Origin of the sequence: Nocardia sp. bgisy134 (assembly GCF_965341865.1) — a bacterium.
Lineage (GTDB): Bacteria > Actinomycetota > Actinomycetes > Mycobacteriales > Mycobacteriaceae > Nocardia.
The window spans coordinates 236,045-256,242 of sequence record NZ_CBDQZP010000003.1 but is presented as its reverse complement, the minus strand read 5'-3'; the positions used below and the strand labels follow the sequence as shown (position 1 = coordinate 256,242).

The window sequence follows — 20,198 nt, the reverse complement described above, 5'->3', positions numbered from 1 at the left end:
GCGAATTCAACCCTCGAGGGGTACAACGAAATGATCAACCGTAAGAACGTGGCGCGTGTGGCCGGTGTCGGTGCCGCCGCCACCATCGCCATGGGCCTGTTCTCCACCGGCGCTGCCAACGCCGACACCTTCGTTCCGCTGCCGGGCGGCCAGATCGTCAAGCACCTGTCCGACGGCACCGTCGTGACGGTCCGCTTGGTCGGCGAGTCCGCCACCATCAGCCCGTCCCTCGGCTCCACCCCGGTGCACCGCAACGCGTGGGTCTCCGGTTCGGCTCAGGTCGAGGTGTCCGGCACCGGCTCGGAAGCCGGCGGCAAGATCTTCCCGGGCTACACCGTCGGCTGCCAGGTGAACATCGCGGGCGGCGGCGCCGAGGGCGGCGTCGAGGCCGGCAGCGACTGGCAGGGTGAGAGCCCGAGCATCGGCGCGACCAGCGGCGGCAACCTGTCGCTCGGCCCGGGCCAGGCGACCTCGTTCTACATCCTCGACATCGAGGAGGCCGACGACTTCGGCAACGAGGCGCACAAGAAGCGCAACAAGTTCAAGGGCAGCAACGGCTCGGTCACCTGGGCGGACTCCACCATCGGCCTGTCGGGCTGCGGTGGTTACGCGCAGGCCCGCGCCTTCGTCAGCGTCGAGGTCGAGACCGACAACGTCGTCACCTGGGTGACGCTGTGGGGCCAGCCGTTCAGCCTCGGCTGATGTGCCTCTCCGCCCGCGCTCCGATCATCGTCGGTGTGCGGGCGGACTCCATCGGGCCGCGCCGACTGTCGGGTCGTGCGCCCGATGACCCGAACGAACGGGCCCGTCGCTTCGGCGACGGGCCCGTTGTCGTCCGTAGCGGCGATTCGATGCCGATACTGGACATGCGTCCATTAGGGCGCGACTAGGCTGGATGTGTCGTTCGGAGGGGACAACCCGGACGACCCGACGGGAGCGGGTATCCGGGGCGGCTGCTCGAGGGCTCGCTTCCGCCCGGTTCAGTATTCGTGCCGTCCACCGGCGCTCTCGCGTCCCTCGGCCAGCAGATCGCGGATCTGAACCAGAATCTCGGTATCGCTCAGCGGTTCTTCCACGTCGCCGCCGAATCGCTTCTTCATCTGCGCCGCGGGCAGCACCAGCACGAAATACAACACAGCGGCGATGATGGCGAAATTGATGATCGCGGTGATGATCGGGCCGACCTGAACGAATGTCGCCGGTTTGTCGGCAACCAGGTAGAAACCGAGGCCGATTTCGTCGCTTCCGCCGAAAACGGCGAGCAGCGGATTGATGATTCCGTTGGTGAACGCGGTGACGATCGCGACGAACGCGGTGCCGATTATCACCGCAACTGCCAGGTCGACGACGTTTCCACGGAGCATGAAATCCTTGAATCCCTTGAGCATTGCCGATCTCTCCTCTTCGGAAGGCAGCTACGGTCACACTCGGCGGAATCTGCGTGCCGGGTATCGGGGATGCTAGTCGACCCATTCGGTTAATGTTCGGCGAACATATTCGCGTCGCGAATAAATCCGCGCGGGGGGCGGTCTGTCAATGGAAGACCACCGTGAGCGCGGTGTGCAGGGAGGCCGCGGCCACCACCGCGGCGCGCTCGGAATCCATCGCGACCAGCACCACCCTGTCGGTCGCGTCGCGCCGCTCGCCAGGCTGGGAAACCAGGACGACGGCGGCGTCGCTCGCCAGGGTGCGGGCCGGGTGCGCGCCGGGCCCTTGTTGCTCCTCGCCGCCGATCACGTCGACGCGGTCGCCGGCGCGCAGGATCTCCGCGACGGCGCTGTCGGCCAGCCGGACCGGGACTATGCGCGCATCGCGCGCGCCGACGGCCACCTCGGCCAGCCGGGGCCCGATCACCCGCAGGTCGGTGAACAACTCGCCTGCTCGCATCGCGCCGGTCGTCGTCGCGCCGTGCAGCGTCGCGGGATCGCGCACCACGCCGACCGGCAGGGTGCCCGTTTCGCGCGGAACGGTCTTCAGATCACCGGGCTCGAGCACCGCGCCCGGCGGCAGATCACGCCCGGCGACGACGACCTCCGCCCGCACCGCGCCGGGATTCCCGCGTGCGAACAGGACGACCGCCAGCAGTGTCAGCGCCGCGGCGAGCACCCGGCGGGCGAGCAGGCCGTCGGCCCAGGGCGGGCGGTTCGACAGCGCGAAGCGCAGTGGGCTACCGCGACCGAGATCGGCGAGTGCGCGAGTCATGGCCGGATCCTATGGCCAGAATCACACCGCGCGGCGCGCGAAAAGGGTGGGTTGTGGATCAACCGGAGGCTGTGGACAACCCGGGATTCGGACTACCGCGGAATCAGCTGGCGACGGCCGTGCTGGCGGTCGAGCTCGTGCTGCTGGAAGAGCTGGAGTCGGAGCCTGCCGAGCTGGAGCTGCTGTCGGACTTCGCGGGCTCGCTCGCGGTGGACGCGCCGCCGCGGCTGTCGGTGCGGTAGAAACCACTGCCCTTGAACACGATGCCGACCGAGTTGAACAGCTTGCGCAGCTTCCCCGAGCAGTTCTCGCAGACCGTCAGTGCGTCGTCGGTGAAGGACTGCACGATGTCGAACCGGTTGTCGCACTCGGTGCACGCGTATGAATAAGTTGGCACAGGATCCTCCGCAGGGTTCGTCAACTGGCACTCTACAGTTGACAGTGCCAACGCCGCCAATCGGTCGATCATTCCGCGACCGGATCGCCGCCGAGTTGCCGTAATCCGCCGCGCGGCGTGAGGACCCAGCCCATCCGCAGGTCGTGCGGTTCTTCGGGCAGCCGTTCCACGAATTCGTCGTCGCGCACCACCGCGACCAGCCGGGCGTCCGGCCGGGCCGCGCCGAGGGTGCGGTCGTAGTGCCCGGCCCCGCGCCCGAGCCGGACGCCGCGCCGGTCCACCGCGAGCGCCGGAATCAGGATCAGCTCGGCCAGCGCGACGGCGTCGGCGCCCAGCGCGGGGCCGCTCGGCTCCAGCAGCCCGTACCGGGCCTTACGCAGGTCGTCCCGGCCGGTGTACTCGGCCCAGTTCAGCGGTTCCGCGCCGCCGGTGAGCGGCAGCAGCACGCGCGCACCCGCCTCCCGAAGGGCCTCCAGCTGGGCGGTCGAACCGGGTTCGCCGCGCACCGGGACGTAGGCGCACACCCATCCGGAAACCTCGAGTTTGCCGACTTCCTCGGCCAGGGCCAGCGCCTCGCTCGCGCGTTCGTCGGCGGACACCGCGGCCCGTCGGGCGAGAATTTCGCCACGCCATGCATGTTTGTCCCGCTCGCCGGGCATCTCCATGGGGATCACCATAAGCTCACCGAGTGCCGGGCCGCCGCGACGACGGTCGGCGGTGTGATGGATGGATAGGGTATGCGTATGACAGCAATGGCAGGACAGTCCGCGGATGGTGCACTGATGTCGTGTTTCCGCACGGCAGTCGTGCCAGCGGCCGGGCTCGGGACCCGTTTCCTGCCCGCGACCAAGACGGTGCCCAAAGAGTTGCTGCCGGTGGTGGACACTCCTGGCATCGAACTGGTGGCGAGCGAGGCGGCGGAGTCCGGCGCGGACCGGCTCGTGATCGTGACCTCACCGGGCAAGGACGGCGTCGTCGCGCACTTCGTCGAGGACCTGGTGCTGGAGAGCACCCTCGCCGAGCGTGGCAAATTCCACTTGCTCGAGAAGGTGCGCAAGGCTCCTGCCCTGCTGGATGTCACCTCGGTGGTGCAGGAGGAGCCGCTCGGTCTCGGTCACGCGGTCGCGCAGGCCGAGCAGGTGCTGGACGACGACGAGGACGCGATCGCGGTCCTGCTTCCCGACGACCTGGTGCTGCCGTGCGGCGTGCTCGACGTGATGAGCCGGGTGCGGCGCAAGCGCGGCGGCACCGTGCTGTGCGCCATCGACGTGCCGAAGGAAGAGGTCAGCGCGTACGGCGTCTTCGACGTCGCGCCGGTGCCCGACGCGACCAACCCGAACGTGCTGCGGGTCAACGGAATGGTGGAGAAGCCCGCGCTGGCCGACGCGCCGTCCACCTTCGCGGCCGCGGGCCGATACCTGTTGGACCGGGCCATCTTCGACGCCCTGCGGCGGATCGAGCCGGGCGCCGGAGGTGAGCTTCAACTCACCGACGCCATCGCGCTGCTGATCGAGGAGGGACACCCCGTACACGTCGTCGTGCACCGTGGGTCGCGCCACGATTTGGGCAACCCGGGCGGTTATCTTCGTGCTGCGGTCGATTTCGCTTTGGAACGAGAGGAATACGGCCCCGCCCTGCGCGAGTGGCTGCAGCACCGGCTCGGTCCGGACTGGGATCCGCAGCTGACGACGGACGACTGAGCGAATGTTCGGCTTTCGTCGACAGTGGACCGTCGGGTACGAATGATGGTTCACCGAACGCGGTTGCGTCCGAAGCGCGTGCGGCGGAATCGGTTCGAGGTGCGGAGAAGATCAGGAAGGGCTGGATGCGCTCGGTTGAGGATCAGCAGATCAAGGTGACCGCGGCGGCGGTCGCGCCCCGGCCGGTCCGTGTCGCGATCTCCGAGGCCCAGGGCCTGCTGTGCGCCGAGGACGTGATCACCGAGCGGCCGCTGCCCGGATTCGATCAGGCGGCCATCGACGGTTACGCGGTGCGCAGCGTCGACGTGTCCGCCGCCGGGTCCGATATCCGCGACGAGGACGGCGAACTCGTCGACCTGACGCTGCCGGTGGTCGGCGAGGTGGTCGCGGGTTCCCGGCAGCCGATCCGGTTGCAGCCGCGCCAGACGGTGCGGGTCGACACCGGCGCTCCGCTGCCGACGCTCGCCGATGCCGTGCTTCCGCTGGATTTCACCGACGGCGGCCGGGCCAGGATCAAGGTCTACGAATCGGTTCGCTCGGGCGATTACGTGCGGCGCATCGGCGACGACGTGCAGCCAGGCGATGTCGCGGTGCGCGCGGGCACCATCATCGGCCCCGCGCAGGTGGGCCTGCTCGCCGCGGTCGGCCAGGACAAGGTCCTCGTGCATCCGCGTCCCCGGCTCTCGGTGATCTCGGTCGGCGGCGAGCTCATCGACATCGATCGCACGCCGGGGCCGGGCCAGGTCTACGACGTCAACTCCTACGCGCTGGCCGCCGCCGCGCGCGATGCGGGCGCCGACGTGAACCGCGTCGGCATCATCAGCGCCGATCCGCGGCGGCTGCGCGACGTGATCGAAGGCCAGCTGGTGCGTTCGGAAGTCGTCGTGATCGCGGGCGCGGTCGGCGGCTGGGCCTCCGAGCAGGTGCGCGAGGCGCTGGAGGGGCTCGGCGAACTCGAGATCGCCAGGGTGGCCATGCATCCCGGCTCGGTGCAGGGTTTCGGCAGGCTCGGGCGCGACGAGGTGCCGACCTTCCTGCTGCCGTCCAATCCCGTTGGCGCACTGGTGGTGTTCGAGGTGATGGTGCGTCCGCTGATCCGGATCGCGCTCGGCCGCAGGCATCCGATGCGACGGATCATCCGGGCCAGGACCATCACCCCGATCAATTCGATGATCGGCCGTAAAGGCTTCTTGCGAGCGCAGCTCATGCGCGACGAATCCACCGGGGACTATCTCGTGCAGCCGCTCGGCGGCGGCGCGGGCTCCTCGCATCTGCTGGCCACCATGGCCGAGGCGAACAGCCTGATCATCATCGATCCGGAGGACACCGAGGTCAGGACCGGCGACGAGGTGCAGGTCGCTTTTCTCTCCCAGCGCGGCTGAAGCGTGGAGTCGATGAACGTCTTCCGGGTCACCCAGCATCCGGGGTGGCCCGCGCATCTCGGTCCGGTGCGCGTCGCGGCGGGACAGGTCACGCTGCGGCCGGTGCGGTTGCGTGACGCGGCGGCATGGAGCCGCATCCGGCTGCGCGACCGCGAGCACCTGGAGCCGTGGGAGCCGACCGGCCGCGGGGCCTGGGACGCACGCAATCACGCGTCGAACTGGCCCTCGCTGTGGTCGAGCCTGAAGGCCGAGGCCCGGCGCGGCGCGATGATTCCGCTCGTCATCGAGGTCGACGGCACCTTCAGCGGCCAGTTGACCGTCGGCAACATCGTGCGCGGAGCGCTGCGCTCGGCGTGGATCGGCTACTGGGTGGCCAAGGATCTCAGCGGGCAAGGCGTGGCCACCGCAGCGCTCGCGCTCGGACTCGACCACTGCTTCGGGCCGGTCGGGCTGCACCGCGTCGAAGCGACCGTGCGCCCGGAAAACCTGGCCAGCCAGGCCGTGCTGCGCAATGTCGGGTTCCGAGAGGAAGGCCTGCTTCGCCGCTATCTGGACGTGGACGGCGCGTGGCGGGACCATCTGCTCGTCGGCCTCACGGTCGAGGAAATCAACGGGACCGTGCTCGATCGGCTGGTGCGTGACGGGCGGGTCATACTGCCCTGAAGGCCGCAATTCGTTTGCAAGACATTTGCTTCTCGGAATACCCGGAAAGAAATCCTGCAATCGATAGACGGACGGAACGATACCGTCGTGACACGTCAACTCCCGCGCGAAACGCGGACCGACGGGGGAGCTTGTGACAGGTGTGGCGGATGTGCACGGCGCGCCTGCCGTATTCGCGCGGCGCGCCGAATTAACCTACGGACGTCGATGCCGCGTCTTGCGGTACCGGCAGGGAGCCTGAGAGGCGTCTCCGGACGATGGATCGCGTCCGAGAGCGGGAGCGGTAGCGAACGCACGGCGCGGTGCGTCATCCAGGCGCGGGCCGAACGGACGAACAGGTGGGGACGGAGGTGATGACCTGATGCCGAACTCGATTCTGTGGATCGGGCTCGTCGTGCTCTGGGTCTTCGTCCTGTTCCCGATCCTGGCCGACCGGCACCCCAGGATCCGGCAGACCACCGATGCGGCACTGGCGACCCGCGTGTTGCACCGCGGCGGCTCCAAGCGACGCATGAAGAAGGGGCCGGCGGCCGGGCACGACAGCGACCCGGACTATCGGCCGACCCGAGTGCAGAGAAAGCGTTTCTATAGCGATGATGCGGAGGACCGGATGAGCGCACCGGCCGACGAGCAAGTCACCGAGGTCGACGAGGACACCGACGCGCGGGACGACTTCCCGGCGCTCGAGGCGGGGCAGGACGCGTCCGCCGAACACTCCGGCGCCGCCGATGACGAACCCGCCGAAGCGGATTCGGCCGAGCCGGACGACGACGTGACGAGCGAGGCCGACCGTGCGGCGGATCCCGATTCGGATCTCGATTCGGACGAGAACGACACCGAGACGGCCCGATCGCCTGCGGACACGGACGCGGCGGCCGATGATGACGACGTGGCCGAAGACGATGAAGAGGCCGCGGCGCACCACGAACCGACCACGGCACGTATTCCGCCCGCCCGTTCCGCCGCACCCGCGCGCGTCCCGGACCTCGACTTCGAAACCGATTCGGCCGAACCGGAATTCGTTCCCACCCGGCGCGGCCGCGGTGGTTTCGACCCGGAAGCCGACGCGATAGCGCGCGCCGCCCGCTACACCTTCCGGCAGCGCGCCGTGCTCGGCCTGCTGCTGTCGAGCATCCTCTGCGGGGCGCTCGCGATCGTCGTGAGCCCGCTGGTGTGGTGGGCCTGCGCGGCGTCCGTCCTCGGCCTCGGCACCTACCTGGCGTACCTACGCAAGCAGGTCCGGATGGAAGAGGAGATCCGCCGCCGCCGCGCCGCCCGCCTCACCCGCGATCACGAGGACGCCCACGACGACCCGCGGCACGCCGACGACACCGCGGCCCGCCGCGGCATGGATCGCGACACCGCCCGCGCCCTGCGCCGCCGCTCCGTCCTGCTGGACGCCGACGACGAAGACCCCATGTTCGAACATCTCGAAACCTTCGATCCCGCCACCGCCCGCGCCCTGCGCGGCCGCACCGGCACCGACATGCGCCGCGCCGTCGGCGAATAACCGCAGCTCAGGCAGGCGATTCGGTATCCCGCCGCATCGCCTGCTACAGTTGCACAGCGCGGTTCCCCCGGGGATCGCACGGGGCTATAGCGCAGTTGGTAGCGCGTCTCGTTCGCATCGAGAAGGTCAGGGGTTCGATTCCCCTTAGCTCCACAGTTCTCGCAGGTAAGGGCGGGTTTCGAGTCAGACTCGGGAACCCGCCCTTTCGCATCTTCCAACTAAGTCCCAACTATGTCCCTGCCCCGGTGACCGCGCGTTCGAGTGCTTCGGCGGCGGCATGGTGGGTTCGCCCGCGTGCCATGTAGTGCCGTTGTGTCATCGCCGGGTCGGCGTGGCCGAGCACGTCAGCGGTGACTCGCGCCGACAGTCCGGCGTCATCGAGGATCGTCGCCACCGCATGACGGAAGCTGTGTGCGGTGATGTCGTCGGCCATGCCGAGGGCGTCACGAACGCGCTGCCATTCGTGGCCGACGTTCTGCGGATCGCGCAGCGTCCACACCGCCGAGGGGAACACCAGATCGAGCGTTGGTGCGTCCGAGTCGGGAGGTGATGCCAGTTTCCGGGCCGCGAGTGCCGCTCGACGCCGCTTCAACATCTGAACGGCGAAGTCGGGTAGGGCGATGGTGTTGCGCCGGTTCTTCGGGTCGTCCTCCACCTCGAGGCGGACCAAGCCGTCGCCTTTCACGCGGACGACCTTGCCGGTGGTGCGCAGGGTGCGTGCCTCGAGGTCGATGTCCGACCACAACAGGCCGAGTATCTGACTGCGCCGCAGTCCGGTTGCCGCGAGCAGGGTCACCAGGTCGGCCAGGTCGGCGGTGTCGCAGTAGTCGGCGACCGTTGGCGGGGTGTACGCCTTGACCGGTGTGCCCCGGTTGCGCTCGGCCCTGGACAGCTTGCGCGGGCACGGCACCTGCGAGGTTCGTACAGCGGTGAGGATGAAGCGCAACTCATCGATGGTGAGATCGCGGGCGCCACCGGTGCGGCCCTTGGCCTCGATGTTCTTGGCCATCTGCGATTCCCGGACCGGGTTCACGGTCAGGGCATCTTTGCGCACGGCGTAACGGAACATCCCCGACAGCACGTTTCGGGCCGTGCGCATCGAGGACGGTCCCTTGGCTTCGCCTACCTGTTTGAGGAACGCCTCCACAGCTGACGTGGTGACCTCGAGAAGCCGCCGCTCACCGAACGCGGTGTTGAACAACTCCGCGACCACGTCGTAGCGGTCCATCGTGTTACCCGCGCGGCCCTGTTCGACCAGATGTGCCCGATACAGCCCCCACAGTTGCCGAACACTCGTGGACTCCGACAACTCCCCGCCCAAGTCCACACGGATACTCGTGGCCGCAGCCATGACCGCATCCAGTGCGCGTGATCCATTGCGATCGGGGATCTTTCGGCCGCGTGCGTCGAGCTTGATAGGCGAGACCCGTTTCAGATCTCGCCTCTTGCCGGAGGCATCGCGAACCAAAATCCTTGCCTCCCAGCGGCCTGGAGACAATTCGGTCAGCATCGGGGCGCCAGGGACACCGATGGGACGGGCGGGTCTGCCTCGTTTCACGCCCGCCCCCTTGCTGGCTGGCTCACGGTTCCTCGCGACCCTCCAGGGCCGCGTCCAGCGCGTTCAGATCCCAACGGAAATCCTTCCCGACCCGCTTGGGTCTCGGTAGCCACGGGTACTTGTCGCGATTGCGGTTCCAGCGCCGAAGCACTTCCGGGTTCACGCAGATGTGTGCGGCAGCATCTTTGGTGGTTGCCCACCGGCGAAACGGCACGGTGTGCTCGTGCTCAGCAGACATCGGGAGCTCCTGTCCGGTCAACACCATTATCGTTGCTATATATTTGCTGAACTGGGGGTGTGGCACACGTCGGTGTTGCCGAACAACCGTCCTCGTCCGGTGGTGGTGGATCGGCAGCGAGCATGGCCCGGTCGTATTCGGCTCGCCAGGTGATGCGTTCGGCGATGGCGGTCATGAGCAGCTTCGCCCGTGACGGGATGCGTGCGCCGGGGGCGATGGTGGCCCAGGTGTAGCGGCGCGGATCGGTGGCGGGTTTCTCGATGCCGACGGCGGCCAGGCGGTTTCGGACGAATTCCATCCGGTCGGCTTTGTGGTCTCCGAGGGTCTTGCCTGTCCATTGCTCGGAGGTCAGCACCCGGTTGCCTGGCAGGGCGAGGGTTTCGCGCCGATGTGCGCGTGCCTTGCATACTCCTGGCACGGTTTTGGCGGTGGCGCCCTTGGGGGTGATGCCGTAGAGCAGCCAGATAGCGCACCGCGGACTACAGGGGGTGCGGCACAGTGCGGCGTGTAGTCGGTCGTAGTGGTCGTGCTGGCGTGCGGTGCGGGCGTGGAGGACCTCGGTGACCGATTTGGTGAGGTACTTGCACAGGTAGCCGATTGCCTCGCTGGCGGCTTTGGTGCCTGCGGCGATGCCTTGGATGTCGATGCGTGGCCCGAACGCCGCTTTGTGCGCGGGTTCGTCGGTCGGTTCGATTCCGTCTAGGGCGTCTTCCCAGGTGGTCAGTGCCGCTTTGCTATTGGGGTCGATGAAGGTTTCGCGGCGCGGGTCCCACACCGGCACGACCGCACTGGGATAGTGCATCTCGCCCAGTTGCGGCCACCACACTTGGTGGTAGGTGGCTTCGTTGACTTGGCGGATCACCGCGCGGGAGATGGCCCCGCGCAATGCCATGTGGATGTGCGGTGCGCCGCGCTTCTGGGGTTCAACCACGGCGAAGTACTGGACGTTCCAGCCGACCACGCGCCGAAGGTTCTGAATCCAGCGGGAGAACAACCGGGCGCAGGTGATCGCATCCCATGCCGCGCGCTGGTAGTCGTAGCTCTGCGGGTTGCGGGCGCTGCCGTCGCTGTGAACCTTGCCGTAGCTGGGCATGGTGAGGGTGACGAACATCGAGGAGTAGTGACCGCCGAACTCGCGTCCGATGGTGCGATCGGAGACCGGATTGCGGGGCAGGTCCGGCGCGTCCTGCCGTCGACGTGTCGAGCGACGCCGTTTCTCGGTTGCCGAACTCTCCTCGCTATCTCGGCCGGCTACATCCTCACCGGCCGATGCCGGCGGATTCCCCCGCATCCCCAGCGCGGTCAGTTGCCTATCGGCCCAGACGATTTCGGCCTCCAGCTCGGCGATGTCGGCGGCGTGCTGCTGTTCGCGTGCTTCGCCCAGCAGGGCGAGCAGATCGGCGCGGTAACCGATCAGGCCCTCTTGGTCGAAGGTGGGCCGCGGGCGCGGCTTGGTGGGCTCGCTTGTCAGGTGCCAGCCTTCCCGGCATTGAGCTTGCCGAAGTGCTTTGGCCTTACGCGCGCACGGCCCGCACTGGGATTCCCGCGTGGCCCCACACGGCACCGGAACGTAGGTAACCCGTCCGGTCACGGCGTCGGTTTGTTCGAGCACGATCGGCCGCACACACACCCCGTGCCGGTCGGCCGCTGCTATCGCGATGTCGAGGAACGACGGACCGCGCCCGGATGGATTCCCATCCTCATCCGTTACTCGTGGCGCGTCGTCGAAGACAGTGGTTGTCATGAGATCACCTGTCTCGTAGTCCCACACGCGGCACCAGGCCGACAACGCCGAGCAAGCGCGGTCGGACCGGTGCCGCGTGAAACGTGAAATGCGAACTACCGGAGCAGGTTTCAAAGATGAGGTGCCGCCGCCGGTACGACGGTCACGAGCGCTACCCGCGCTGAATCGGAAAGACTGTGAATGCGCTATCCGCGCTGCATATGTGCCGCTCGCAGTGATGTTGCTGGTCACCTGGCGCGGCAATACTAGGCTATCGTGCGTTCTTCGCGGTGATCGTTTCCCTGGTTACGGAGCTACGAGTGGTCGGTGTCGGTGTCGAGCCGTGGTGTGCCGTCAGGGTGGCGCGGTAAGGGCGGGTAGGTGCGCATGATCCATTCGATGTCGTCATCGGTGACCCAGTAGGCGCGAACCCTGGTGATCTCCACCGAGGTTTCGTGCTCGACGTAGGCCACACCGGGAGTGCTTTCGGGGATTTCATCGCACAGCGCCCCCCGATCGCGCCCACTCGGTCCGAACAGCATGTTCGGCTGTGTCGGCTCACTCATGCGCAAACCCACCCGGTACGGGTAGAGCTGGCGAAGCTCGAGCACGTCCTTCGACGGGTCCTGGAGACTGCCGACCATCGGCACCGCCACCGCGCGTGATTGGGTGAGCACGGTACCCATGTGCCGCAGAATCTCGTCTCTGATCTTGCGATCGGAGTAGTAGGCGGTCAGGCTCGCGGCCTCATCGATGATCACCACAACGAGTGGTTCGGCCACGGTGGGTGTGATCTTGCGTTCGGCTTTGGTCATGTAGATCTGGCCCCGCTGTTGCACCAGTGCCGCCGCATCACGCAACAGCGCGAGCGCCTGCGGGCCGTTGTCGTAGGCGAAGCGCGCGAACCACTCTCGGGCTGCGCCCATCTCCATTCCCCCCTTGGGGTCGATGACCCACAGCACTACCCGCCCGTCCCGGATCGCGGGACCCAGGGCCGCGATCAGCGACCAGATCACCGATCCCTTGCCCGAGCCCATCTTTCCCGCGACGAGCAGTTGGTTACCGAGTAGCCGTATCTTCCAGGGTTCCCCGAGTTCGGTCATGCCGATGGTGAGTGCTTCCAGGTCAACGGTTTTCGCCTCCATCCGAGGCAGTGGAATCGGTTCGGTAAGCCGGTCGGTGTGGATCACCTGTAGCCGCACGAACCCCGATTCCGCGTGACGGACCCGCACCCCGACCGCGCCGAAGGCGTGGCGCAACGCATCGGACTGCTTGGCCCACATCTGCACCGTCTGACCACCCACCAGCTTGACCAACAACTCATCAGCGGTGTCACCGATACCGACCTTGACCAGGACCGGGGTTTGAACACCGTTGTCGAGGATCTTGGTCAGCCCGTGTATCGCGGTCAGCGTCTTCCACCGCCGCTTATAGCGCTTCCACGACAGATACCGCGTGCGCATCCGCCTCCACACCCAGCGCCGCCACGAGCCCGGCCACCACGCCCACCACATCCCCCACCCAGCCAGTGACAGCGCCGCCGCGCTGGCACCGATCGGCCAGCCCAGCAACCACCACCCCACGCCTGCGGCTGCGATCGGTAGCGAGATCATCGGGAACAGCAGCGCCCACCACAACAGGTGGGCCAACCCCATCACCATCGCTTCCAGCAGCAGCATCAGCCCTTGCCCCAGATCATCCATGATCGTGGGCGGGCGGGGTTGTGGCTTTTCGTACTCCGCGGAACGAACCACGTCTATCAACTCCAACTATCTTGTTGCGAATGTTGTTGCCGCACAGTCCGATATGACGGCCGCGCGGGGGCGGGTCGGCCCGGTTGCGTCCGAGCCGACCCGCCGAATTCAGGACCGCGAGTCAGAATCAGGCCGGGGTCTTACCCGCGCCCGCTCCACTCGCCGACCGGTTACCGCCACCCGGCGCAGTCGCGTAGCCCGTCGCGCGCACCGTGTAGTCCAGGTACTTGTATTCGCCCTGGCCAGCGATGCGCGGTTGGACGGTGACGCCCACCAGTTCGATCGGCCGCAGGTTCGGGCCGATCTCCGCGGTTGTGGGTACCGGTTCGGTCTCCGACAGCAGCAGAACCTCATAGCTCGCACGCCGCGCCTTGCGCACGGCCGGATCGCTCACGGTGGCTTTCCACACCAGAGCCCCGGTCAGCTCGTCGCGCTTCTGCGGACCGGGCCTGTTCGGATCACCGGTGTACACCAGATCAGGATTCACAGGCCCCATCTGGTACAGCCCGTCCCGGAAGAAGTCCGCGAACTCCACAGCGAATCGAAGGTTCTTGCGAGTGTCGATTAGGTTGTCCTCGGCCATGGCGGCCACCATCCAATCTGTGACGTATCTGGTTGTTGTTAGATGAATCCCGCACCAGGGCGGGGGAGTTCGGGCACGGCACCACGCACCGGACCCACGGACACCACCAGCGCGAACAGGCGGATCACGCCCCCCGACCACACCCCGCCACGCCCGCACCACGCCAACTCCGACACCAGCCACGCGCAACGGGACCCGGTGAATTTCACGCTCCGAGAAGTCACCCCAATTGGGTGCATGGACTACTCTGGACATGGCAGAGACCTCGTTTCTGCACACGAATGAAAGAGGGACTCCGAACGGCAGGGTTGCAGCCCGCATGCCTATCGGAGTTGGTTTCGTTCAGGCTGTCCCCTCGTTAGCGCGGGGGGACAGCCGCGAATCAGTGACGGCTAGCAGCCGTAGTTATCATTCGATGAATCAATCTCCTTCCAATTTTCTCCATCTTGACACGGAAAACGTCCAGCGTGCCGCCACCCAACCCACACAATTTGTGGGGGTCAGCCAGACCGTTCCACCCACCAGCTGTGGAACCATCCATGGCGGCAGACCTGGGCCACGCTTGACCAGGGAGTTTGCGGCCTTACCCGCGACCACGTACCGCGACTCACTCAGCGATACGGAACCACCTACACCAGTGCGGGCCGGGAGCGCCATACGGCTGCATCGACCAACCCACACCCGAGAGACAGACACAGGCGCGCACATCCTTTCTCTCCTACCCGGCCCGTCGAGTACTTCTCGCTGTCTCCATCATCCCGCCAGGTGCCACACGGTCAAGAAAAACCACGAAATATCCGCTGGACCTACGACACATTTTTTGATAGCGGATTGCAATAGCTCGCCTAAAATGGGTCTCACGCTTGACATGCGAGAAAGGAAAGCTCTCAATTTACTAAAACGAGGGCTTTCTTCTAGGGCTGCACGGGGTAGGTGTCGCGGAAAGCTTCGCGCACGATGGCCGCGTCCGGTGCGCCTCGGCCCTCTATCTCCGAGACCACTTCGGACACGCGCCAGTAGTTCGACGGCACCAGGCGCCCGGACTCCACGGCTGCCAGCGCGACATGTGCCGCTTCGTCCGGCTTGTCGGCTGCGACCAGAGCCAGGCCCAGGTCCAGGTTCGCCGTAGCGATCCGGCGCGGGCGCACCGACTCAGCGCCTGCCAGATCAGCGAGAACGTGCCGGGCGTAGGACTCGGCTGCCGGATCACCGAGCCAGGCCAGCGTGGTGGCCACATAGGCGTCCGATTTCGCTGGGTCGTATCGGAAATGGTGCTCCGGCCGGTTGGGCGTGCTCAGTCCGGCCACCAGCCGGGCCACACGACGCAGCGCCCCGTACGTGCCCTTGCTGTCCCCGAGCCGTGCCAGCGCGCGACCCTCCTGGGCGGTGGCTTGGATGAATGCCGAACTGTCCTCCGGGGCAAGGGAATACGCGGCACGCGACAGTTCTGCCGCCGCTGCGAACTTGCCGTCGGTCAATTGCTGCCACGCCCGCGTTTCCAGGCACCATGCCGCGATCTCGCGGTGTCCCGCTTCGTCCGCCAGCTTCCACGCCAGGTGTCCCCGCGCCGCTGCGGCGGAGGTTTCGCCCAGGTCGATATGGCACGTGCTGGCCAATAGCGACAGCCAGCCGACCGAGACCAGCAACCGGCGGTGCTGCGCCAGCGTTTTCCGGCTGTCCATCAGGCGTCCGGCGTAGCCGAGATGTTGACGGATGCGCATGAGCAGTTCGTCCGGCGGAGTTGTCGGGTATCCCGCCGCTAGGTCGTCCACCGCCAACTCCAAGCGGTCCAAGGTGTCCCCGCCCAGGTCCGATGCCGCGACCCGCTGAATCCATTCCGTTGCTGCCCGCTCACCGTCAGCCGATTCAACGAACAGCGCCGAGCCGATACCCAGGGCATCGGCGTAGGCGGTCACGTGCTCCGGCCTGACCTGACGCTGCCCGGTCTCCAGCAACCCGAGCAGCGCCTTGCTGTAGTGCGTGCGCGCCGCCAGTGCGGACAGGCTGAGCCCCGCCGCCTCTCGTGCAGCGCGAAGCCGGATACCGGTGATGGCGTCCGATTCCCCGCTCTCGTCCACAAGACCAGCCTAACGGGCATTGATCCGCTGTAGACGCTTGTAGACGCCGAACGGCTCCAAACCCAAAACGTGCACATCTAGCGTCTTTTTCAGCCCCGCCGTCGGGTGGATGGGGGTTCTCCTTCATCCCCGGCGGCGGGTGCTACTCAGCACGCGTTGGCCCAGCAGGGAGGGGTTGCATCAATGGGTTTGTCCGAGGAGTTGGGTTGGGATGAGTCGGTTGCCCCGCCGACTGCGCCGCGTACCGACTCGCCTGCCCCGGTGGCCGATACGCCGCGTTCGCGGGTGGGCTACTACCGCAGCGTGTGCCATCTGCCCGCTGTGCTCCAACCGGACACCGGCCGTATCGGTTTCACCGCGGGCATGGTGTGGGCGGTAGCGATGCCTGCGGAGTTGGGGCAGATGGTCAAGGTCCACCTCGAGCGTCACAAACAAGGTGGTGGGCCGATCGTGACCCATCCGCGCTCCCACACATGGACTTTCCTCGTGCGCTCGGACATTCCGGCCACGATGATCGCTGCCGAGGCAGCGTTGTTCCGTCTTCGCCGAATCACGGTCTTGGGCAACGGCGATCACGTCGCGCTACCGTCACCGGCTGATCAAGGTTCGGAGCATCGGGTGTGGATCACCGCCGCGCATTCGGTGTTCCGTCCCTCCGGGCGTGCGGTGCTGTACGCGGTGCACGCCTGCCTGGCCCCGATCCGACAGCCCGCGCTATGAGCACCACCGCGCCGACCCCGGACGGGTCGCCATCGCCCACCGAACCCGATGTGCACCTGAGTGTGTTCCTGCACGGGCAGCGGATGGACTTCGTTGCCTGCCTGACGGCTGCGTTGATCTTCGTTCAGGAGCACCAGGCCCGCCACTACGTCGACGCGGTGACCGTTGACCTGGACAAGCGCGAGTTCCCGCGCCTTCCGAACGAGCGCCTGTACCTGGAGAGGTAACGCCTGGGACCAACCGCGCCAGCCAACAGGCATCCAACGAACACGAAATGCGCAGTGAAACAACATATCTGCAACGGAGCCGGGAAGACTTCAGCCGCGCCCAAGCCACCGCACTGACCGCACTGGCCCAAGCAGGTCGGGCGTGTTCGGCTCGAGAGCTGGCGGGCGGGCCCCGCATCGGCCCGATCACACTGACTCTGCAATGGCTGGTCACCAAGGGCCACGTCCGCACCGAGGTCCACCGTCCAACAGGCGAGGGCCGCTCCGAACCGGTCTATGAGCTGACCGACGACGGTCGCGCCGCCTATCAGCGCCTCACCATCCACACACCGCCAGCCCGGCCGCTGGAAGCCCCGAAATCGAGGACGTGACTCGCGTGCCCATCAATGCCATCGGCCTGCTCAACCGCAGCGTCAGCGACTCCTGGTTACGAGACGAACGAGTGATCATCGACCTGAGCCACGCGCGCGGGTACCGGCTGGCGCACACGGTGATCATCGACGCCGACACCTACATGCCGACCACGTTGATCGTGTGGACTGCACACCAGCACGCCGCAACCGTCATCGTCGCTCCCAGCGTCGAGCACTTCCCCAGTACCAGCATCCAAAACGCGGTCGCTCTGGCCTGTGCCCTGGTGACACCCGCACGGACCATTCCCCCGGCTGGAAGCCCACACACCATGAAACTCGCCTACGACAGTGCCAAGGGCCGGGGTGGTCGGCTCGTGTTGCGCCCCGTCGCAGGGTTGCCGCCCCTACCCTGTGTACGGCGCTTCGTGGAGCCTGGAGTTTGCGGCGCTGGCATGTTCGGACGGAGAGGGGTGGTCATGGCCGCGGTGTCCGGCGAGTTCGACGAGGAGGACTTCCAGCAGTTCGTCAAGGATCAGCGGGACCCGCGTTGGGTGGCGTGGCTGGACAGCGTCGATGACCAGTTGGATCGCTTCCTGAGCCGAACACTTCGCTTCTTTTCCGGCGACCTTTCCGGCTACATGCATTCGGCAGCGGCGTTGGTTCTCGCCGAAGAGGCTGCGTTAGAGCAGTTCCCGGACCGCGCGGCGGTACGCGCGCCGGAGAATCGTGCGGTGGCCGAACGCTTCGAGGTTTTCCTCGGTGAGGTGTTCCGACGCAGCTTCGATGGAACCTGGATCAACTGCCCCCATCACGACGAGACCGGGATGGGCTTCTGCCCGGTGGTGCGATTCCCGTTCACCAACCTCGACATCCACGTCCGGACCTTCCTCGAAGCCGCCGCCGAGGAACGCAGCGGGACCGAGTGGCTGTCGGTGTGGGTGCGCGCCGACAAGATACAAATAGCGTGGATCGAGGCCGGAAGCCCCCGACGTACACAGTGGGACCAAGCCGGATGGGTTCCACCCGAGAACGGCGACCGACCAAAGGAGAGCATGGGCATGGGCGACGAGCAGCTGAGCATGGATCTCGGTGTGAACATCGAAGAATCTGCGTGGGCGAAATGGGTCGATCCATCTCGCCGGGAAGCTCAAGCACGAAAGTTCATGTCCTACGCAGGCATTCGGAGCATCCCGGACGAGCTGTGGAGCTATAGCGACTCGCCGCAGATCATCACGGAGCAGCAATCGGCGGACGATGCTGTGGCGGAGTTGTTCCCCGACTGGGACGCGGTGAAAGCGAACCCGGATATGGCCGATGCGTTTGCGTGTTTCCTCGGCGAGTGTTTCGCCAAGTACGCCGGAGCCGAATGGTACGACAGCCCCGTCGGCCGGGAGCGCTCTCTGTACGACGACGTGAATCCTGCACTTATTTACGGTTTCGAGGGGTCGACGGATCACACAGTGTGGCAATTGTTCGACTTGATGTTCGAAAATCGGCTGGAACGGGACGGGCGCATGTTCACTGTGATGGTCGACATGATGGGTGAATACCAGGAGGAATGCCGTTTCCTCCCGAGGAAGCGTGGCAGCTGACCCGCGGCTTGCCGTAACTGATGTGATCGCACATGTTCGGGGGCTGGGTCACTCATGCCAGACGACTACGATAATGACCGAATCGGATTCGGCCCGAACGACCGTGGAAGAATATTCGAGAATGGCGCCGAGGTATTTTTCCGCGATCGCGAAAATGGCTACACGAAGCAGGTTTCGGTACCCGTTCCAGGGCGAGAAGAGAAACGTCGTTTCGACAAAGCGCAAGTAAAAGATGGGCGAATCCGAAGCGTCGAAGACAAATCAGGCGGAGTGCGAGGCCCCCAACGACCTCAAAGAACTACGCAATGACCGAATACTCCTCGAAAACGGCATCATAGATCACCACACGATACGCACAGTCGAAGGCGAGCCTATAGCGCGAGAGGCGCAGCAGTTGATAAACGAAATGGCTCGGGACTTCCCGAACCGTTTCGAACACCAAGTCATCCCCCGGTCGGTCGCTCGCCAAATCTGGGCCTTGGGACTGCAAAGGGAGCCTGGTAAGCAGCTCGAATTGGACGGGGTCCGTGACAAGGCGCGCGAGCACGCGGCCCGACAGCGGCAAGCACCCGCCGTGTCGCTGGTCAAGCAGCGTGAGTCGCCCACCGTATCCCTGGTTCGCACCGAGGAACAGCAGCGGGACCGTTCCCGGCGCAGCGAGGAGGCGCGGCAGCGGAAAGAGCGGGAGCGCGCAACGCGGCTCCAGGCAGCCAAGGAACGGCTCTCACGTGCCGTTGCCGATCAGAACCGGCGATTGGCCGAAGCGCGGGAGCAGGGGCAGCTCGTTCCCGCGCAGGATCTGAAGAAGTCGCACGAGGGCATTACTCAGCAGCTCGAAGCCGTGCGGGCTATGGAGGCTGCCCAAGCGCGCGAGGCGCTGGAGAAGGCTGGACTTGGCGCGAAGCAGATAGAGGCGATGGAGCCCATTCTCAAGCAGGGGCGTGAGACTCCGCGGCTGGACATGGTGCGCGATATCGACGCGCTTGGCGCTGCTGCGCAAGATGCGGCGAAGGCTCAGCAGCGGCGTGAAGAGATCGAGCGTCAGCGTGAGCAGGTCCGCGATCGCGTCGAACGTAGCCCCCTGCCGCGCGAGGTGGCGCAGATCCTGGAGCTGGGGAGGCCGCAGCCGGGGGAGACGCCACGGCCTGTGCCGGGGCACGAGGTGAGTCAGGCGCGGTTGCACTACGACATCGCCAAGGAGCGGCAGCGCGAACAGGAACGCCAACGCCAACGAGGGCTGGGACGGGAACCAGAGGGAAGCGCATAGCAGGCCCTGGCGCCCTCGGGCTGACTCCGGAAGTCACCCACGTGCTCAACCTCAGCGGCCCCCCAACCAATGCCCGACCGCGACCGCACCAACCATCACACCTGCCGACCGCGCTCGACGCGAGCGCAACGAACGCGAAGCCCGCGAACGCGACGAACGCGCACGCCACGAACGCATACACGGCCGCAACCCCGGCGCACCTGACCTCTAGGCCAAGCGACTGAGCGACGACCAACCGCGCCGGATTCGGC

General features: G+C 66.4%; 20 protein-coding genes and 1 tRNA gene. 11 read left to right on the top strand and 10 right to left on the bottom strand.

The features are described 5' to 3' along the window. The first annotated feature begins 30 nt into the window (after window positions 1-30). Window positions 31-702, top strand: a complete 672-nt coding sequence (locus tag ACRWNM_RS07865; protein WP_431964993.1) for an MspA family porin — start codon at window positions 31-33, stop codon at window positions 700-702. Between the two features lie 278 nt (window positions 703-980). Here ACRWNM_RS07865 and mscL read toward each other — a convergent pair whose 3' ends face one another. From mscL to ACRWNM_RS07845, 4 genes are all read right to left on the bottom strand, one after another. Further along, on the bottom strand, window positions 981-1,388 hold the full coding sequence (gene mscL, locus ACRWNM_RS07860; RefSeq protein ID WP_431964991.1) for a large conductance mechanosensitive channel protein MscL: 408 nt from the start codon (window positions 1,386-1,388) through the stop codon (window positions 981-983). Window positions 1,389-1,533: 145 nt separating this feature from the next. Beyond that, window positions 1,534-2,202, bottom strand: a complete 669-nt coding sequence (locus ACRWNM_RS07855) for an SAF domain-containing protein (protein WP_431964989.1) — start codon at window positions 2,200-2,202, stop codon at window positions 1,534-1,536. Between the two features lie 103 nt (window positions 2,203-2,305). Beyond that, window positions 2,306-2,599, bottom strand: a complete 294-nt coding sequence (locus ACRWNM_RS07850; protein WP_431964987.1) for an FmdB family zinc ribbon protein — start codon at window positions 2,597-2,599, stop codon at window positions 2,306-2,308. Window positions 2,600-2,667: 68 nt separating this feature from the next. Then, window positions 2,668-3,264, bottom strand: coding sequence for a 5-formyltetrahydrofolate cyclo-ligase (locus ACRWNM_RS07845; RefSeq protein ID WP_431964985.1), 597 nt, complete (start codon window positions 3,262-3,264; stop codon window positions 2,668-2,670). A 78-nt stretch (window positions 3,265-3,342) separates the two neighbouring features. Between ACRWNM_RS07845 and ACRWNM_RS07840 the strand changes: the two genes are divergently transcribed. The 5 genes from ACRWNM_RS07840 to ACRWNM_RS07820 all read left to right on the top strand — a co-directional run bounded on the left by ACRWNM_RS07840 (window position 3,343) and on the right by ACRWNM_RS07820 (window position 8,007). Next, on the top strand, window positions 3,343-4,299 hold the full coding sequence (locus tag ACRWNM_RS07840; RefSeq protein WP_431964983.1) for a UTP--glucose-1-phosphate uridylyltransferase: 957 nt from the start codon (window positions 3,343-3,345) through the stop codon (window positions 4,297-4,299). A gap of 125 nt (window positions 4,300-4,424) precedes the next feature. Beyond that, window positions 4,425-5,681 (top strand): molybdotransferase-like divisome protein Glp, encoded by a 1,257-nt coding sequence (glp, locus tag ACRWNM_RS07835; RefSeq protein WP_431964981.1) that lies wholly within the window; start codon window positions 4,425-4,427, stop codon window positions 5,679-5,681. Between the two features lie 12 nt (window positions 5,682-5,693). After that, a complete protein-coding gene (locus ACRWNM_RS07830; protein ID WP_431964979.1) occupies window positions 5,694-6,344 on the top strand; it encodes a GNAT family N-acetyltransferase in 651 nt (216 codons plus the stop codon). 361 nt (window positions 6,345-6,705) lie between these two features. After that, window positions 6,706-7,854, top strand: a complete 1,149-nt coding sequence (gene sepX, locus ACRWNM_RS07825) for a divisome protein SepX/GlpR (protein WP_431964977.1) — start codon at window positions 6,706-6,708, stop codon at window positions 7,852-7,854. An 80-nt stretch (window positions 7,855-7,934) separates the two neighbouring features. Next, window positions 7,935-8,007 (top strand) — tRNA-Ala (locus ACRWNM_RS07820). A gap of 76 nt (window positions 8,008-8,083) precedes the next feature. Here the strand turns inward: ACRWNM_RS07820 and ACRWNM_RS07815 are convergent. The 6 genes from ACRWNM_RS07815 to ACRWNM_RS07790 form a co-directional block, all read right to left on the bottom strand. Continuing rightward, complete coding sequence (locus ACRWNM_RS07815; RefSeq protein ID WP_431965393.1) at window positions 8,084-9,364, bottom strand: tyrosine-type recombinase/integrase; 1,281 nt, start codon at window positions 9,362-9,364, stop codon at window positions 8,084-8,086. Window positions 9,365-9,434: 70 nt separating this feature from the next. Further along, window positions 9,435-9,650: a hypothetical protein gene (locus ACRWNM_RS07810; RefSeq protein ID WP_253787054.1), complete on the bottom strand. Its 216-nt coding sequence runs from the start codon at window positions 9,648-9,650 to the stop codon at window positions 9,435-9,437. Next, window positions 9,640-11,625, bottom strand: coding sequence for a replication initiator (locus ACRWNM_RS07805; RefSeq protein ID WP_431964975.1), 1,986 nt, complete (start codon window positions 11,623-11,625; stop codon window positions 9,640-9,642). Before ACRWNM_RS07805 ends, ACRWNM_RS07810 begins: the two co-directional genes overlap by 11 nt. Window positions 11,626-11,687: 62 nt before the next feature. Continuing rightward, window positions 11,688-13,076 carry an FtsK/SpoIIIE domain-containing protein gene (locus ACRWNM_RS07800; protein WP_431964973.1) on the bottom strand — a complete coding sequence of 463 codons (1,389 nt, stop codon included), beginning with the start codon at window positions 13,074-13,076 and terminating at the stop codon, window positions 11,688-11,690. Window positions 13,077-13,254: 178 nt separating this feature from the next. Beyond that, window positions 13,255-13,710: a hypothetical protein gene (locus ACRWNM_RS07795; protein WP_431964971.1), complete on the bottom strand. Its 456-nt coding sequence runs from the start codon at window positions 13,708-13,710 to the stop codon at window positions 13,255-13,257. Window positions 13,711-14,624: 914 nt separating this feature from the next. Then, window positions 14,625-15,788 carry a helix-turn-helix domain-containing protein gene (locus tag ACRWNM_RS07790; protein ID WP_431964969.1) on the bottom strand — a complete coding sequence of 388 codons (1,164 nt, stop codon included), beginning with the start codon at window positions 15,786-15,788 and terminating at the stop codon, window positions 14,625-14,627. 261 nt (window positions 15,789-16,049) lie between these two features. Here ACRWNM_RS07790 and ACRWNM_RS07785 point away from each other — a divergent pair, with 261 nt between their 5' ends. The 5 genes from ACRWNM_RS07785 to ACRWNM_RS07765 all read left to right on the top strand — a co-directional run bounded on the left by ACRWNM_RS07785 (window position 16,050) and on the right by ACRWNM_RS07765 (window position 19,947). Continuing rightward, window positions 16,050-16,508 carry a DNA-directed RNA polymerase subunit beta gene (locus ACRWNM_RS07785; RefSeq protein WP_431964967.1) on the top strand — a complete coding sequence of 153 codons (459 nt, stop codon included), beginning with the start codon at window positions 16,050-16,052 and terminating at the stop codon, window positions 16,506-16,508. After that, a complete protein-coding gene (locus tag ACRWNM_RS07780) occupies window positions 16,505-16,735 on the top strand; it encodes a hypothetical protein (RefSeq protein WP_253812577.1) in 231 nt (76 codons plus the stop codon). Before ACRWNM_RS07785 ends, ACRWNM_RS07780 begins: the two co-directional genes overlap by 4 nt. Window positions 16,736-16,782: 47 nt before the next feature. Then, a complete protein-coding gene (locus ACRWNM_RS07775; protein WP_431964964.1) occupies window positions 16,783-17,106 on the top strand; it encodes a hypothetical protein in 324 nt (107 codons plus the stop codon). A 5-nt stretch (window positions 17,107-17,111) separates the two neighbouring features. Further along, window positions 17,112-18,680: a hypothetical protein gene (locus tag ACRWNM_RS07770; RefSeq protein WP_431964962.1), complete on the top strand. Its 1,569-nt coding sequence runs from the start codon at window positions 17,112-17,114 to the stop codon at window positions 18,678-18,680. Window positions 18,681-18,912: 232 nt separating this feature from the next. Then, window positions 18,913-19,947, top strand: coding sequence for a hypothetical protein (locus ACRWNM_RS07765; protein WP_431964960.1), 1,035 nt, complete (start codon window positions 18,913-18,915; stop codon window positions 19,945-19,947). Window positions 19,948-20,198: the final 251 nt, after the last annotated feature.

Excerpts from the sequence above, each read along its gene's own strand:
- ACRWNM_RS07865 (WP_431964993.1), top strand. The coding sequence starts at position 31 with ATGATCAACCGTAAGAACGTGGCGCGTGTGGCCGGTGTCGGTGCCGCC.
- mscL (WP_431964991.1), bottom strand. The coding sequence starts at position 1,388 with ATGCTCAAGGGATTCAAGGATTTCATGCTCCGTGGAAACGTCGTCGAC.
- ACRWNM_RS07855 (WP_431964989.1), bottom strand. The coding sequence starts at position 2,202 with ATGACTCGCGCACTCGCCGATCTCGGTCGCGGTAGCCCACTGCGCTTC.
- ACRWNM_RS07845 (WP_431964985.1), bottom strand. The coding sequence starts at position 3,264 with ATGGAGATGCCCGGCGAGCGGGACAAACATGCATGGCGTGGCGAAATT.
- ACRWNM_RS07840 (WP_431964983.1), top strand. The coding sequence starts at position 3,343 with ATGACAGCAATGGCAGGACAGTCCGCGGATGGTGCACTGATGTCGTGT.
- glp (WP_431964981.1), top strand. The coding sequence starts at position 4,425 with ATGCGCTCGGTTGAGGATCAGCAGATCAAGGTGACCGCGGCGGCGGTC.
- ACRWNM_RS07830 (WP_431964979.1), top strand. The coding sequence starts at position 5,694 with ATGAACGTCTTCCGGGTCACCCAGCATCCGGGGTGGCCCGCGCATCTC.
- sepX (WP_431964977.1), top strand. The coding sequence starts at position 6,706 with ATGCCGAACTCGATTCTGTGGATCGGGCTCGTCGTGCTCTGGGTCTTC.
- ACRWNM_RS07815 (WP_431965393.1), bottom strand. The coding sequence starts at position 9,364 with ATGCTGACCGAATTGTCTCCAGGCCGCTGGGAGGCAAGGATTTTGGTT.
- ACRWNM_RS07810 (WP_253787054.1), bottom strand. The coding sequence starts at position 9,650 with ATGTCTGCTGAGCACGAGCACACCGTGCCGTTTCGCCGGTGGGCAACC.
- ACRWNM_RS07800 (WP_431964973.1), bottom strand. The coding sequence starts at position 13,076 with ATGGATGATCTGGGGCAAGGGCTGATGCTGCTGCTGGAAGCGATGGTG.
- ACRWNM_RS07795 (WP_431964971.1), bottom strand. The coding sequence starts at position 13,710 with ATGGCCGAGGACAACCTAATCGACACTCGCAAGAACCTTCGATTCGCT.
- ACRWNM_RS07780 (WP_253812577.1), top strand. The coding sequence starts at position 16,505 with ATGAGCACCACCGCGCCGACCCCGGACGGGTCGCCATCGCCCACCGAA.
- ACRWNM_RS07775 (WP_431964964.1), top strand. The coding sequence starts at position 16,783 with ATGCGCAGTGAAACAACATATCTGCAACGGAGCCGGGAAGACTTCAGC.
- ACRWNM_RS07765 (WP_431964960.1), top strand. The coding sequence starts at position 18,913 with ATGGGCGAATCCGAAGCGTCGAAGACAAATCAGGCGGAGTGCGAGGCC.